Raw genomic sequence first — 13,676 nt, 5'->3', positions numbered from 1 at the left:
GGCACTTTCACCGCGTGTACCATGGACCTCTGGCAGTCTGCGCACTAGTTTTCCGCCATGGCTACGTTCCTCTACGAAAATCCAGTCTTCCTGGAGCACCAGGTTCCCGAGGGGCATCCCGAGCGGCCGGACCGGCTGAGGGCGCTGAACCTGGCGCTTGAGCACCCGAATTTCGCCGAACTCAAACGGATCAGGGCGCCAAGGGGCAGCGAGGATCTTGTTCTGCTCGCCCATCCGGAAGAACATCTGAGGTCGATCGTCCGGGAGATTCCCGAAGAAGATATAAACCAGTTCGAGGCGGATACCTGTGCCAGTCCGCAGAGCCTTGTCGCGGCGCTGACGGGTATCGGCGGCGCCGTCGCGGCGGTGGACGCCGTCTTCGCCGGAGAGGCACACAACGCCTTCGTCGCAGCACGTCCGCCGGGACACCATGCTGAAAAAAAGAGGGCGATGGGTTTCTGCTTCTTCAATACGATCGCGATTGCCGCGCGCCATGCGCAAAAGGCGCACGGAGCCGAGCGCGTCGCGATCGTCGACTGGGACGTCCATCACGGCAACGGCACGCAGGACATTTTCTGGGACGACCCGTCGGTGCTCTTCTGCTCGACCCACCAGATGCCGCTCTATCCCGGCACAGGCGCCAAGGACGAGACGGGTGCCGATGGCAATATCGTCAATGCTCCGCTTTCGCCGAACAGCGGCAGCGAGCATTTCCGCGACGCTTTCCGCACGCGGGTGCTCACGGCGCTTGATGATTTCCGTCCCGACTTCGTGCTGATCTCCGCCGGTTTCGATGCCCACCACCGCGATCCGCTGGCGCAGATCAACCTCGTGGCCGAGGATTTCGACTGGGCAACGGGCCGCCTCATGGAAGTTGCCGACAGGACTGCCGGCGACCGTATCGTCAGCCTGCTCGAGGGCGGCTATGACCTGCAGGGACTCGCCGAGTCGGCGGGCATGCATATTCTGAGATTGATGAGAGGGTAATTGATGAACACCACCACGCAACAGGACGTTTCCGCCCTCTCCTTCGAGCAGGCCGTCGAAGAATTGGAGCGCATCGTCTCGGCGCTCGAACGCGGCGACGTCGCACTTGACAAGTCGATCGAGATCTACGAGCGCGGTGAGGCGCTGAAGAAGCATTGCGAGATGCTTTTGAAGGCCGCCGAGGACCGCATCGAGAAGATCCGGCTCGACCGCGCCGGCAAGCCGCAGGGCGTGGAACCGCTCGACGCGGATCAGTGAGTTGGCGGGAGGGGTTGAGCCGATCTTCGCCCCTCATCCGGCCTGCCGGCCACCTTCTCCCCGCTAGCGGGGAGAAGGGAACTCGCGGCGGCTCTCTGCCCCGAGGTCTCCTTCCCAGCCCGCGGGGTAAGGGGCGAAGCGCGCCTTCATGTTTTCTGCCTTTGCGAATGACCGCGATCGTTGACGCGGAACGATAAACACAGTGTCTTCCGACGCCCGCTACCGCCCCGGCGGGATTGGCGCTACTCTCCCGCGAGGACGCGCACCAACGGAGTGATTGCCATGTCGTTTTTTCCTGGTCCCGATCCGCTCGCCGGTGACAAGCCGGCCTGCGATGCCATCGAACATCTCATCATTCCGCGCACCAGCGACATCGGCGGCCTCGAGGTTCGCCGGGCACTGCCGACCGCCAAGCGCCGCCTGGTCGGACCCTTCATTTTCTTCGATCGGATGGGGCCGGCGCTGCTTCGGGCCGGCCAGGCGATCGATGTTCGCCCGCATCCGCATATCGGCCTTTCGACCGTCACCTACCTCTTCGACGGCGAGATTAAGCATCGCGACAGCCTCGGCACCGAAATGGTGATCCGTCCCGGAGACGTGAACCTGATGACCGCCGGCCGCGGCATCGTGCATTCCGAACGCTCTCCGGAAAATCAGCGTGACCACGAACGTTCGGTGTCCGGCCTGCAAACCTGGCTGGCGCTCCCTGACCACAAGGAAGAAATCGACCCGCTCTTCGATCACACGGAAAAGCATATGCTGCCGGTTCTTTCCGATGGCGGCGTTCAGGCACGCGTCGTCATCGGCGGCTTCGAGGGTGCAACCTCGCCGGTCTCCACCTTTACCGATACGATCTATGTCGACCTGATGGTCGAACCGGGCAAGAGCGCCCCCTTTGCCGCCAATTGGGAAGAACGGGCGCTCTACATCCTTTCCGGGGAAGCGATCATCGCCGGCGATCACTTCGCCGACAACCAGCTGCTCGTCTTCCGCCCCGGCGATCAAATTACGGTGACCGCCGGACCCGCTGGCTGTCACGTCATGCTGTTCGGTGGCGCCGCTCTCGGCTCGCCGCGTCACATCTGGTGGAACTTCGTTTCCTCGTCCAAGGAACGGATCGACAAGGCAAAGGAAGAGTGGCGCAGCGGTCGCTTCGACATCGTGCCGGGGGACGAGGAAGAGTTCATACCTTTGCCCGAAAGCTAATTTTCGTTAAGCTCTTGGTTGAAGTCGCAGGAAAGCCTAATTTTGCATTCAACCGCGATTGCGTCTAAAGAGCCACTTCGACGAACACCATCAACAGTTCGCGCGCCGTCCTCGGCGCGCATGAGGCATGCAGCGTGACACAACTGCCAACCAATCCTATGCCGGCGACGCCCTTGCTTGATCAGGTTAAGTTCCCCGACGATCTCAAGAAGATCGAGGACAAGGATCTGCCGCAGCTGGCAAGTGAATTGCGCGCGGAAATGATCGATGCAGTGTCGCGCACAGGTGGCCATCTCGGCGCCGGCCTTGGCGTCGTCGAACTGACGATCGCGATTCACAAGATTTTCGACACGCCGCATGACCGACTAATCTTCGACGTCGGCCATCAGTGCTATCCACACAAGATCCTGACTGGGCGGCGTGACCGCATCCGCACCCTGCGCCAGGAAGGCGGCCTTTCCGGCTTCACGCGGCGCGCCGAAAGCGAATACGACCCCTTCGGCGCGGCGCATTCCTCGACTTCGATCTCCGCCGGTCTCGGCATGGCGGTCGCCGCCGATCTCGACGGCAAGTCCCGCAACGTGATTGCCGTGATCGGTGACGGCGCGCTCTCGGCCGGCATGGCCTACGAAGCGTTGAACAACGCCGGTGCGCTCGACGCACGCCTCATCGTCATCCTCAACGACAACGACATGTCGATCGCGCCGCCTACCGGCGCGATGAGCGCGTATCTCGCGCGCCTTGCTTCGGGCCGCACCTATATGGGCATCCGCGAGGTCGGCAAGAAGCTGACGGCCTATCTCGGCAAGAGCGTCGATCGGGCGATCACGCGTGCCGTGGAGCATGCCCGCGGCTACGTCACCGGCGGCACGCTCTTCGAGGAGATGGGCTTTTATCACATCGGTCCGATCGATGGTCACTCGTTCGATCACCTGCTGCCCGTGCTGCGCAATGTCCGGGACAACGCCAAAGGACCAGTCCTGATCCACGTCGTGACGCAGAAGGGCAAGGGCTATCCGCCGGCGGAAGCGGCTGCTGACAAGTACCACGGCGTCAACAAGTTCGACGTGATCACGGGTGCCCAGGCGAAGGCGAAGCCGAATGCGCCGGCCTACACGTCGGTGTTCGCGGAAACGCTCGTCCAGGAGGCGAGCCTTGACGACAAGATCGTCGCCATCACGGCTGCGATGCCCTCGGGCACTGGTCTCGATAGGTTTGCGTCGGTCCATCCATCGCGGTGCTTCGATGTCGGCATCGCGGAGCAGCACGCAGTGACTTTCGCGGCAGGGCTCGCGGCCGAGGGCTACAAGCCATTCGCGGCGCTCTATTCCACTTTCCTGCAGCGCGCCTACGACCAGGTCGTTCATGACGTGGCGATCCAGGGGCTGCCGGTCCGCTTCCCGATCGACCGCGCCGGCTTCGTCGGCGCCGACGGGCCGACGCATGCCGGTTCCTTCGACACGACCTATCTCGCGACACTACCCGGCTTCGTGGTGATGGCCGCCGCCGACGAGGCGGAACTGAAACACATGGTGCGCACCGCAGCCGCCTATGACGAAGGCCCGATTTCCTTCCGCTACCCCCGCGGCGAGGGCGTCGGCGTCGACCTGCCGGAACGCGGGCAGATCCTGCAGATCGGCAAGGGGCGCATCGTCAAGGAAGGCTCGAAGATCGCACTGCTTTCGTTCGGCACGCGGCTCGCCGACTGTCTGATGGCGGCCGAGGATCTGGACGCCGCCGGTCTCTCGACGACGGTTGCTGACGCGCGCTTTGCAAAGCCTCTCGACCACGATCTCATCCGCCAGCTTACCCGTCACCATGAAGTGCTGATCACCATCGAAGAAGGCGCTGTCGGCGGCTTTGGAAGCCACGTGCTGCAGTTCCTTGCGATGGACGGCCTGCTCGATGGCGGGCTCAAGGTGCGGCCGATGGTGATGCCGGACACCTGGATGGAACAGGCGAGACCTGAAGCCATGTATGCGGCGGCCGGACTCGATCGGGCCGGAATTGTCTCGACCGTCTTCAAGGCGCTTGGCCAGAAGCACGCGGTCGGCCTCGGCGCGGCTGGCTGAGCCCTTTCGATTATACGCTTCAACGAAGAGACAACGCCAAGGCGCGATGAGACTGCATGTCCGAAGAAGCAAAGATATCCATCCGTCTTGATCAGTTGCTGCTGAACAGCGGGCTCGTTGCCAGCCGCGCCCGTGCGCGCGACGCCATCCAGCGCGGAACCGTCAAGGTCGATGGCCGCACGGTGACCAAGCCCGCCGCCAGCTTCGTCGAAGGTGTCGCCATCACGATCGACGATCCGGCGCAGGCCTATGTTTCCCGTGCCGCGCTGAAGCTCGTCGCCGCCCTCGACCATTTCGGCTTGGACCCATCCGGGCAGACCTGCATCGATATCGGCGCCTCGACCGGCGGCTTCACCGAGGTTCTGCTCACGCGCGGTGCCCGCCATGTCGTAGCTGTCGACGTCGGCCACGGGCAGATGCATCCCAGGATCGCGGAAGATCCTCGCGTCACCAATATCGAAGGGCTGAACGCCCGGGCGATGACAATGGAGGACGTCGGCAACCACGCGATCACCTTCGTCGTCTCCGACGTCTCCTTCATCTCGTTGAAACTCGCGCTACCACCCGCGCTCGGCATGGCCGAGACCGGCGCGCATTGCGTGCTGCTCGTCAAGCCGCAATTCGAGGCAGGGCGCGAGGCGATCAGCAAGGCCGGGCTGCTCAAGGACCCGGAGAGCGCCCCTGCCGTTGCCGCCGAACTCGAGCGCTGGCTGGTGGCGGACATGGGCTGGCGAAGCCTCGGTCTCATCCCCTCCCCCATTGCCGGTGGCGATGGCAACACAGAATTCCTCCTTGCCGGTGTGAAGCCATGAGCACGCAAACCGTCACGATCACCCGCCTTGGGGCACAGGGCGACGGCATCGCGCAGACCGAAGCAGGCCCGGTCTATGCGCCGTTCACGCTCCCCAGCGAAACCGTCGCCCTTGCCGTCAACAAGGCGCACGGCACGCTCATCTCGCTGAAAGAGGCTTCCCCCGACCGTGTCGAGCCGAAATGTCGGCACTTCGGCCCGGACGGCGTCAACGGCGCCTGCGGCGGCTGCACGCTGCAGCATGCCTCGGACGATCTCTATCACACCTTCAAGCGCAATCTCGTCATCGACGCCCTGAAGTCGAAGGGGCTGACGCCGGACGTGGCCCCGCTGGTGATCGCACACGCGGGCGAGCGGCGGCGTGCCGTGTTCACCGCGCGGCGCACCGAAAAGGAAATGCTGCTTGGCTACAACCAGGCAGAGAGCCATCACATCGTGTCGATCAGCGAATGTCCCATCACGAGCCCGGGCATCGTTTCCCGGCTCGCAACCATACGCAAGATCGCGGCCGCAATGGCGACGAATGCCGAGCCGTTCCGCATCACGGTGCTCGAAACCACCTCCGGTCTCGATCTTGCCTTCGAAGGCATCAAGCTCGCCGACCGGCAACGGCGCCTCGCCGTCGAGGCTGTACTCGGGGAACGCGGCATTGCCCGCGTCAGCCTCAACGGCGAGATCATTGTCGAACCCGTAAAACCGGCGATCGACTTTAGCGGCGTGACCGTGTCACCGCCGCCCGGAAGTTTCACCCAGGCAACGCGGCCTGCCGAAGAGGCGATGGCAAAGCTCGTGCTTGAGCATGTCGGCAAGGCCAAACACGTCGCCGACCTCTTCTCCGGCATCGGCACCTTCGCTCTCAGGATCGCGCAAAGGGCGCGCGTGCATGCCGTCGAGGGCGACGACAAGGCATTGAAGGCGCTGGACTTTACCGCGCGCAACACGCAAGGCCTGAAGCCGGTGACGATCGAAAAGCGTGATCTTTTCCGCCGGCCGTTGATGGCGCAGGAGTTGAAATCCTACGACGCCGTCGTATTCGATCCGCCGCGCGCCGGTGCCGAGGCTCAATGCCACGAGCTCGCCCGCTCGGGCGTCAAGAAGATTGCGGCCGTTTCGTGCAATCCGGTGACGCTTGCCCGCGATCTCGCAATTCTGACCGGCGCGGGATATCGGATCACGTCGGTGACGCCGATCGACCAGTTTCTCTGGTCAGCGCATGTCGAGGCAGTGGCGACGCTGGAAAAACCCCAGAAATGACGAAGGCCCGGCAAAATGCCGGACCCCCAAATGTTGCCAGTCGCCTCTGATCAGGCCGCACGGCGCCGGTAGCTTGCGGCGCTTGTGTGGGCGGACGCCTGCGTCTCGCCGAGGTTGAACTGCGCGAGCAGGGCGTTGAGCGCTGCCGCCTCCTGGGCAAGGCCGTGGCTTGCCGCCGTCTGCTCCTCGACCATCGCTGCGTTCTGCTGCGTGCCCTGATCCATGGTGTTGACGGCGGTGTTTATCTCCTGCAGGCCCGTGGACTGCTCGCGCGTTGCAATAACGATCGCGCTCACATGCTTGTTGATCTCCTGGACCTCCGCGACGATCGCTTCCAGCGCCCGGCCGGTGTCGCCGACCAGCGTCACGCCGGAGCGCACCTGGTCGCCAGAGGTCGTGATCAGCGCCTTGATCTCCTTCGCTGCGTTGGCCGAGCGCTGGGCAAGCTCGCGCACCTCCTGGGCGACGACGGCAAAGCCCTTGCCGGCTTCGCCCGCGCGGGCCGCCTCGACGCCGGCATTGAGCGCCAGAAGGTTGGTCTGGAAGGCGATGTCGTCGATGACGCCGATGATGTTGGAGATCTCGCCGGAGGACTTCTCGATCGCGTGCATCGCCTGCACGGCGTTCTGGACGACTTCACCGGACTTCTCGGCGCCGGCGCGGGTACGGGCGACGAGTGCTCCCACCTCTTCCGCCCGATGAGCCGAGTCCTTCACCGTCGTGGTGATCTCCTCGAGCGCTGCAGCGGTCTCTTCGACCGAGGCTGCCTGCTGCTCCGTGCGACGGGCAAGGTCGTCGGCGGCCGAACGGATCTCGCTTGCGCCGGCGTCGATCGCACGGGCGTTAACGCCGACCGCACGGAGCGTGTCGTGCAGCTTGGCGACTGAGTTGTTGAAATCGGCCCTCAGACGGTCGAGGCGATCGGCAAAGGGGCTGTCGATGCGGAAGGCGAGATCGCCGTTGGCGAGCCGGCCAAGGCCGGTCGCAAGCGCGTCGACGGCGTGCTGTACTTCCGCCGCATCGCGCGCCTTCTGGGCCTCTCGGTCCAGACGCTCGCGCTCGGAGAGCGACCGGTTCGCATCCGCTTCGTCCTCGAGCCGTGCACGCTCGACGGCGTTGGCGCGGAACACGGCAACCGCTGCCGCCATCGAGCCGATCTGATCGCGACGACCCTCGCAGGGAATTTCGACCTCGATATTACCGGCTGCCAGCTTTTCCATCGTGCCGGTCATTTCGGTGATCGGCCGGACGACCAGGCGGCTGAGCAGCGTCGCGAGGAAAGCGATCATGACACCGACGGCAAGGATCGTCGCAACGGTAGCAGCGACGCGAAACTCACCGATCGTAGAATAGGCGACGTCCGCGTCCACGACAAAGCCGACATACCACTCGACCGAGGGGAGCCCCTTCACCGGAACAAAGCTGACCAGCATCGGCTTGCCGTCGAGTTCGGTGTTGACGATGCCGCTGCCGATCTTCGGCGTGCTGACCGGAAAGGCGTCGGCAAGCGTCTTCGTCACCAGCTTGGCATCCGGGTGGACTAGAATCTGACCGTCCTTGCTGGCAAGGAACGCAAAGCCTTCGCCGCCGACGTCGATCGCCTTGACCATGGAGACCAGGGTCTTCAGCGAGAAGTCGCTGCCGGCCACGCCATAGAGCTTGCCATCGTGCTTGACCGGCACGGCCGCGCTGATGATCAGATCGCCGCTGGAGGCGTCGATATAGGGTTCGGTGAGGACGCGCGCATCGGCCTTGACGGCCTGCTGATACCACGGGCGCTGCCGCGGATCGTAGCCTTCCGGCATCGGCGTTTCGGGCCAGGTGATGAACTTGCCGCTTTCGTTGCCGACATAGGTGGAGATGAACTCGGAGGTGAGAATATCGTTCTTCAAGACACTCTGAATGGCGGCTTCGTCGGCGACGCGGCCGGCGGCATCCGCCGCCATGGCCGTCAGCGTCACGCGGCCGTTCAGCCAGTTGGCGACGCTCTGGGCCGCTTGGTTGCCGGACGAGGCGATATTTTCCTCGACAGCTTTTGTCGTCGCGCTGTTCTGCAGCGTATCGATATAGACGGAAAAGCCTGCAAAGGCGGCGACGACAACGCAGGACGCAGCAACGAGAATGCGCGTCATGAGATTCGATCGTTTAGACAAGGAAGGGCTCCCTCTGGAGTGGCCGGCATTCTTCGCCGGACATGAGCTCGTGAGATTTCCCGCGCATAGCGGATCGATCGCTGCAGGCGACGGACGAAGTTGCGGGAAATGATGGACATGCCGCGAAGGCAAGACCGGCCATGCTTCATGCGGCCGGGGCCGCCCGCACCACTGGCGCCCGCCTATCAAAGGGACGCCCGGCGCTCTTCTTCAGAACATCTTCTCCGCTTTTTCGTGTTTCCACTTTGAGGGCGGGATGTTCAGGGGAAGGCCTACTGTGGCTGCACGCTAGCGGCTGCTATTTAAGAACCAATTAAAATTGACGTATGCAAATTCAGGATGTCCGCGGCAATCGGAGGCGGCTCTAAATCGCCGCGGAACTACTGCATGATTCCTCAAATCGGAATCGATTTAAGGACAAAATCATGCAGCGATTCAAAGTGCTACAGCGACCTTTGCGCGTCCGATTGAACGCGACGCGCTTTAGCGGCGCATGAAGGCTTCGAAGGCCGCGCGCGCTTCCGCACTCTTCAACTGCGCTGCAAAGTGCTGAGCCTCCTCGTCGATACGGGCGAGCACATCACTTCGATCCCCACGAATGAGATCACGCGCAATGCGCAGCGCTTCCGGCGGCTTCCTGGCAAGGCGCGCCGCGAGCGAGAGCGTCTCTTCCTCCACCGCTTCCGGGCCAACGACCTTCCAGATCAGCCCGGCCTGCAAGGCATCGGTGGCCGCTAGAGGTTCTCCAGCGGCGAGAAGCCCGAAGGCACGCTGGTGCCCCATGATGCGCGGCGCGATCAGGCTGGATGCGGCCTCAGGCACGAGCGCAAGGTCGACGAAGGGGGTCTTGAAGACCGAACGTGCCGAAGCAACAGTCAAGTCGCAATGGAGATGGATGGTCGTGCCGATGCCGATCGCCAGACCGTCGACGCCGGATACAACCGGCTTTTTCGCGCCCGCGAGCGCCAGCAGGAAATCGAGTACCTCGGTCCCCATTGTCCCGCCCATGGCAAAGGCGAGAAAATCGGCCATGTCGTTTCCGGCGGAGAAGCATCCTTCGGAGCCGAGGAATGCCGTGACCCGGACAGCCGGATCGGTTCCTGCGACCGTCAACGCCTTGGTCATCTTGGCGTACATCTCGCGCGTGATGGCGTTCTTCTTTTCCGGGCGGTTGAAACGGATGACCTGGACGCCGGGCAAGGCCTCCGGGCGTTCGACAAGCACATGATCGGTCATGAGTTCCCCCTCAAACGAGAGCGGCGCGCGCGGCTGCAAGGCTTTCCGCGCCACTGACGACGCGGTCCTTGAGCGCGCCTGTTTCTGCGAGCAGGTTCTCCGCCGCGAACCGGCAGAGCGCGATGCGCGCATCTTGTTTTCCGTCGCCTGCCTCCGCCAGGCCACCCTTGGCGAGATAGGCACCGGTCAGCACCAGCCCGAAGAGGCGCTGATAGGCGGTGGCACCGGACAGCGCGTCGGTGAGCCTTCCGCCGTCCAGCGCAGCAAGCAGCCATTCGCTCGCGTCGGCGAGATCGCCGATCGCAGCATCGAGCCGCACCGCCGTCTCGCCGAAACCCTTCCTGTTGGTGGATCCGACGGCGGCGGCGATCTCGCTCAGTTCGGCAATGAGTCCGCGCACATGGGCGCCATCGGACAAACGCAGTTTGCGGGTGACGAGATCGAGCGCCTGGATACCGTTGGTGCCTTCATAGATTGTCGCGATGCGCGCATCGCGGAGGTAGCGGGCGGCGCCTGTCTCCTCGATGAAGCCCATGCCGCCATGCACCTGGATGCCCAAGGAGGCGACGTCAACACCGGCATCGGTGGCGAAGGACTTTGCGATCGGTGTCAGCAGACTCGAACGCTCCTGCCAATGACGGGCTTGGTCGCCTTTGCTGGCATGTGCCATGTCGACTGCGTGGGCGCAGGCATAGGCGATCGCGCGCGACCCCTGTGTCAGCGCCTTCATCGTCAGAAGCATCCGGGCGACATCCGGATGCTCAATGATCGGACTCATGCCCTCTCCGCTCCAGCCGGGCGCCCGGCCCTGCGTGCGTTCCTTGGCATAGGTGATCGCCTTCTGGGTGGCGGCATCGGCGATCGCGACCCCCTGCATGCCGACGGCCAACCGGGCGTTGTTCATCATCGTGAACATGCAGGCGAGCCCACGGTTCTCCTCGCCGATCAGATAGCCGATCGCACCTTTTTCATCGCCGAACTTGCCGTCACCATAGATCATCGTGCAGGTGGGCGAACCGTGAATGCCGAGCTTGTGCTCGAGCGAATGGCAGAAGAGGTCGTTACGGGCACCGAGCGAGCCGTCGGCGTTGACAAGGAATTTCGGCACGAGAAACAGCGAAATGCCCTTCGTGCCGGCGGGCGCGTCCGGCAGGCGCGCCAACACCAGATGGACGATGTTGTCGGTAAAGTCGTGCTCGCCCCAGGTGATGAAAATCTTCTGGCCGAAGATGCGATAACTGCCGTCGTCGCGACGCTCGGCCCGAGTCTTGAGCACGCCGAGATCCGAACCGGCATGCGGCTCCGTCAGGTTCATCGTGGCGGTCCACTCGCCCGAGACCATTTTCGCGAGATATGTCGCCTTCAGGGCTTCCGAGCCGTGCTTCTCCAAGGCTTCGATGGCGCCCATGGTCAGCGTCGGGCCAAGCGCGAACGCCATCGAGCCGGCGTTCCACATCTCCATCGCGGCGACGTGCAGCATGTGCGGCAGGTTTTGCCCGCCGAAGGCTTCCGGCGCCGTCAGTCCGTTCCAGCCGCCGCCGATCCAGTTGTGATAGAGATCGCGCCAGCCTTCCGGCGTCTTGACCGCACCGTCGACGAGCCGTGCGCCCTGCCGATCACCGATATCGCCAAGAGGGGCCACCTCTTCCGTCGCAAAGCGCCCGGCTTCCGCGAGGATTGCATCGACCAGATCCTCGCCCAGTTCACCGAAAACACCGGCATCCAAGGCCTCGGCCATGCCGGCTACGTGCTTCAGTGTGAATGCGATCTCGTCGACCGGTGCTTTGTACATGATGGTCCTCCCCGTGCAGCCATTGCCATCGTCGACCGCGCGTCCTTCTTCGAACCGACACTATTGATTTTTACGTATACGTCAACGTCAATTGCGTTCGGCTCGCATTGCGCAGGCGTGTAACAAAACTGTCATCGACGGCGATTAGAAGCCGAGTCCGGATTGCCCGCTCACACTTTACCTCATTTCGGTCAGGCCAAGGCGCTGAGATGAACTTGATTTCTCCCGAGATACCGGGCCTTGTCTGGGCCTACCGCTTCATACCGGGGGAGAGCCGATGCCAGCGCATCGCGGCCGACTCTTCGATCGACAACCTGTCTGGCGGCGACGGCTGGGTCTGGCTGCATCTGGCGCTCAGCGATGCGCGCACGCCCGGGTTGATCGAACGCATCAGCAACCTACCGCAGGCAGCGATTGCCACGCTGACGAGTCACGACACACAGGCCGCAATTACCGTTTCCGAGGACGTCGTCCACGGGACGCTGGTGGATTTCGAGCGCACGTTCGACGAGGTCACGAAAACGATCGGCTGGCTGCATTTCGCGGTCAGTGACAAGATCATCATCACGACGCGGCTGCATCCGTTACGCAGCATCGACCGGGTGAAGGCGGCCGTCGAGAAGAGCACCAAATGCAACCGGCCGATCGACCTCTTCGAAATGCTGGTTGTCGAGTTCCAGAGAACGTTGATCACCCTCGTCCTGGAACTGACCGAAGAGTTGAATGTCATCGAGGATCACGTCTACGGAGAGGCTGGCCACAGGCAGCAGCCAGGGCTGGCACCGCTGCGCAGGACCGTGGTGCGGCTGCATCGGCACCTGCGGACCATTCTCGCCCTGTTGCGGCGGGCCGGAGCATCGGAGGAGGATGAGGTGCCGCCGGGTTTCATCGACGCGGCCGAGCGGCTCTCCGATCGGCTGGAGGCGGTTGACCGGGATGTCTTCGCGCTCCAGGAGCGCGCGAGGCTTCTCCATGAGGAAATCGACAGCAAGATTCCCTCGGAGACAAACCGGCATCTCTACATCCTGTCGCTGATGACAGCGTTCCTTTTGCCGCCGACACTGGTGACCGGCTTCTTCGGCATGAATACGGGAGCCCTGCCCTTCGCCGATGGAAGCGGGACACTCTACGCGGCGTTGATCATCGCCTTTTCAATGGGCCTTGCCTGGCTCATTCTCCGTCGCATCGGCATTCTGTAGCACGCCGTTGCGGAAGGATGCGGACCGGTCTTCCAGCCTCATCCAAAGGCCGGAATCACTTCCGACCTGCCTTCTCGTCGGCCTGCAAGCCGATTTTAGCTGTAGGGCGAGTAGCACTGCCGACGCGGGCCGCCATAGGGTTGATAGGTGTTGTCATAGGCCCTGTAGGACCGATAGCGCGCGTAGCACCATTCGACGTGCCTGTTGCCGTAGCGAGCAACCGGCGGGCGGGCGATCGGTGGACGGACGATCGGCCCACCGATAATCACGCCAGTGCCGAAGGCCCCTCCCGGGTACCACCAGCCATCGTGATAGCGATAGCCGGGACGATAGTAACGATAGCCGCGATAGCCGTTGTAATAATAGCGGTCACCGTAGCGATAATATCCGCGCGGCCGATATTGAACGTCGGTTACATTGCTCTCAGCTTCGATCCTTGAAGGCGTGGGTGTGAACGCCTGCGACGGTGCGGCGGACGTCCCCAGCAACAAGGCTGCGAACGCCGCCGAGAGCCACTTGCCAGTCATTGTCTTCATGGTTTCCTCCATGACCGAAAGCCGGAAATCAACGGCGTGTTGAACGCATAAGTAGCGGGTCTTGTTCCCTATTTCTGGAACATGCAGCCGGCGATTGCGCCTTTGCCACTGGAGCAAGGGTCGAAAGATGAACCGTGCCGGCCACCTGCAACATCACAATCCTGAGCCGAAC

11 protein-coding genes are annotated in these 13,676 nt (G+C 63.1%); 7 read left to right on the top strand and 4 right to left on the bottom strand.

Going from position 1 to position 13,676, the window contains the following annotated elements:
- The first annotated feature begins 57 nt into the window (after positions 1-57).
- From QA637_RS02490 to QA637_RS02465, 6 genes are all read left to right on the top strand, one after another.
- The gene (locus QA637_RS02490; RefSeq protein ID WP_283063211.1) at positions 58-987 is read left to right on the top strand and encodes a histone deacetylase family protein; all 930 of its coding nucleotides are present in this window, start codon (positions 58-60) and stop codon (positions 985-987) included.
- A gap of 3 nt (positions 988-990) precedes the next feature.
- A complete protein-coding gene (locus QA637_RS02485; protein WP_283063209.1) occupies positions 991-1,245 on the top strand; it encodes an exodeoxyribonuclease VII small subunit in 255 nt (84 codons plus the stop codon).
- Between the two features lie 282 nt (positions 1,246-1,527).
- Positions 1,528-2,451 (top strand): pirin family protein, encoded by a 924-nt coding sequence (locus QA637_RS02480; RefSeq protein WP_283063208.1) that lies wholly within the window; start codon positions 1,528-1,530, stop codon positions 2,449-2,451.
- A gap of 158 nt (positions 2,452-2,609) precedes the next feature.
- The gene (gene dxs / locus QA637_RS02475; RefSeq protein ID WP_283064847.1) at positions 2,610-4,523 is read left to right on the top strand and encodes a 1-deoxy-D-xylulose-5-phosphate synthase; all 1,914 of its coding nucleotides are present in this window, start codon (positions 2,610-2,612) and stop codon (positions 4,521-4,523) included.
- A 56-nt stretch (positions 4,524-4,579) separates the two neighbouring features.
- On the top strand, positions 4,580-5,335 hold the full coding sequence (locus QA637_RS02470; protein WP_283063206.1) for a TlyA family RNA methyltransferase: 756 nt from the start codon (positions 4,580-4,582) through the stop codon (positions 5,333-5,335).
- Entirely contained in the window at positions 5,332-6,588 is a 1,257-nt protein-coding gene (locus tag QA637_RS02465; protein ID WP_283063204.1) for a class I SAM-dependent RNA methyltransferase, read from the top strand. Before QA637_RS02470 ends, QA637_RS02465 begins: the two co-directional genes overlap by 4 nt.
- A gap of 50 nt (positions 6,589-6,638) precedes the next feature.
- On the opposite strand, the gene mcpU is transcribed toward QA637_RS02465, so the two are convergent.
- The 3 genes from mcpU to QA637_RS02450 all read right to left on the bottom strand — a co-directional run bounded on the left by mcpU (position 6,639) and on the right by QA637_RS02450 (position 11,769).
- Positions 6,639-8,741, bottom strand: coding sequence for a methyl-accepting chemotaxis protein McpU (gene mcpU / locus QA637_RS02460; RefSeq protein WP_487247767.1), 2,103 nt, complete (start codon positions 8,739-8,741; stop codon positions 6,639-6,641).
- A gap of 483 nt (positions 8,742-9,224) precedes the next feature.
- Entirely contained in the window at positions 9,225-9,977 is a 753-nt protein-coding gene (locus QA637_RS02455; protein ID WP_283063202.1) for a crotonase/enoyl-CoA hydratase family protein, read from the bottom strand.
- A gap of 10 nt (positions 9,978-9,987) precedes the next feature.
- Complete coding sequence (locus tag QA637_RS02450) at positions 9,988-11,769, bottom strand: acyl-CoA dehydrogenase family protein (RefSeq protein ID WP_283063200.1); 1,782 nt, start codon at positions 11,767-11,769, stop codon at positions 9,988-9,990.
- 209 nt (positions 11,770-11,978) lie between these two features.
- Here QA637_RS02450 and QA637_RS02445 point away from each other — a divergent pair, with 209 nt between their 5' ends.
- Positions 11,979-12,968, top strand: a complete 990-nt coding sequence (locus QA637_RS02445) for a transporter (RefSeq protein ID WP_283063198.1) — start codon at positions 11,979-11,981, stop codon at positions 12,966-12,968.
- 95 nt (positions 12,969-13,063) lie between these two features.
- Here the strand turns inward: QA637_RS02445 and QA637_RS02440 are convergent, their stop codons facing one another.
- Positions 13,064-13,495 carry a BA14K family protein gene (locus tag QA637_RS02440; protein ID WP_153438869.1) on the bottom strand — a complete coding sequence of 144 codons (432 nt, stop codon included), beginning with the start codon at positions 13,493-13,495 and terminating at the stop codon, positions 13,064-13,066.
- Positions 13,496-13,676: the final 181 nt, after the last annotated feature.

This window comes from Sinorhizobium terangae (genome assembly GCF_029714365.1).
GTDB classification, from domain to species: domain Bacteria; phylum Pseudomonadota; class Alphaproteobacteria; order Rhizobiales; family Rhizobiaceae; genus Sinorhizobium; species Sinorhizobium terangae.
The sequence above is the reverse complement of the archived record's forward strand: the minus strand, read 5'-3'. Positions and strand labels throughout refer to the sequence as shown.

Coding starts and splice junctions, on each gene's coding strand:
- QA637_RS02490 (WP_283063211.1), top strand. CDS start 58: ATGGCTACGTTCCTCTACGAAAATCCAGTCTTCCTGGAGCACCAGGTT.
- QA637_RS02485 (WP_283063209.1), top strand. CDS start 991: ATGAACACCACCACGCAACAGGACGTTTCCGCCCTCTCCTTCGAGCAG.
- QA637_RS02480 (WP_283063208.1), top strand. CDS start 1,528: ATGTCGTTTTTTCCTGGTCCCGATCCGCTCGCCGGTGACAAGCCGGCC.
- dxs (WP_283064847.1), top strand. CDS start 2,610: ATGCCGGCGACGCCCTTGCTTGATCAGGTTAAGTTCCCCGACGATCTC.
- QA637_RS02470 (WP_283063206.1), top strand. CDS start 4,580: ATGTCCGAAGAAGCAAAGATATCCATCCGTCTTGATCAGTTGCTGCTG.
- QA637_RS02465 (WP_283063204.1), top strand. CDS start 5,332: ATGAGCACGCAAACCGTCACGATCACCCGCCTTGGGGCACAGGGCGAC.
- QA637_RS02455 (WP_283063202.1), bottom strand. CDS start 9,977: ATGACCGATCATGTGCTTGTCGAACGCCCGGAGGCCTTGCCCGGCGTC.
- QA637_RS02450 (WP_283063200.1), bottom strand. CDS start 11,769: ATGTACAAAGCACCGGTCGACGAGATCGCATTCACACTGAAGCACGTA.
- QA637_RS02445 (WP_283063198.1), top strand. CDS start 11,979: ATGAACTTGATTTCTCCCGAGATACCGGGCCTTGTCTGGGCCTACCGC.
- QA637_RS02440 (WP_153438869.1), bottom strand. CDS start 13,495: ATGACTGGCAAGTGGCTCTCGGCGGCGTTCGCAGCCTTGTTGCTGGGG.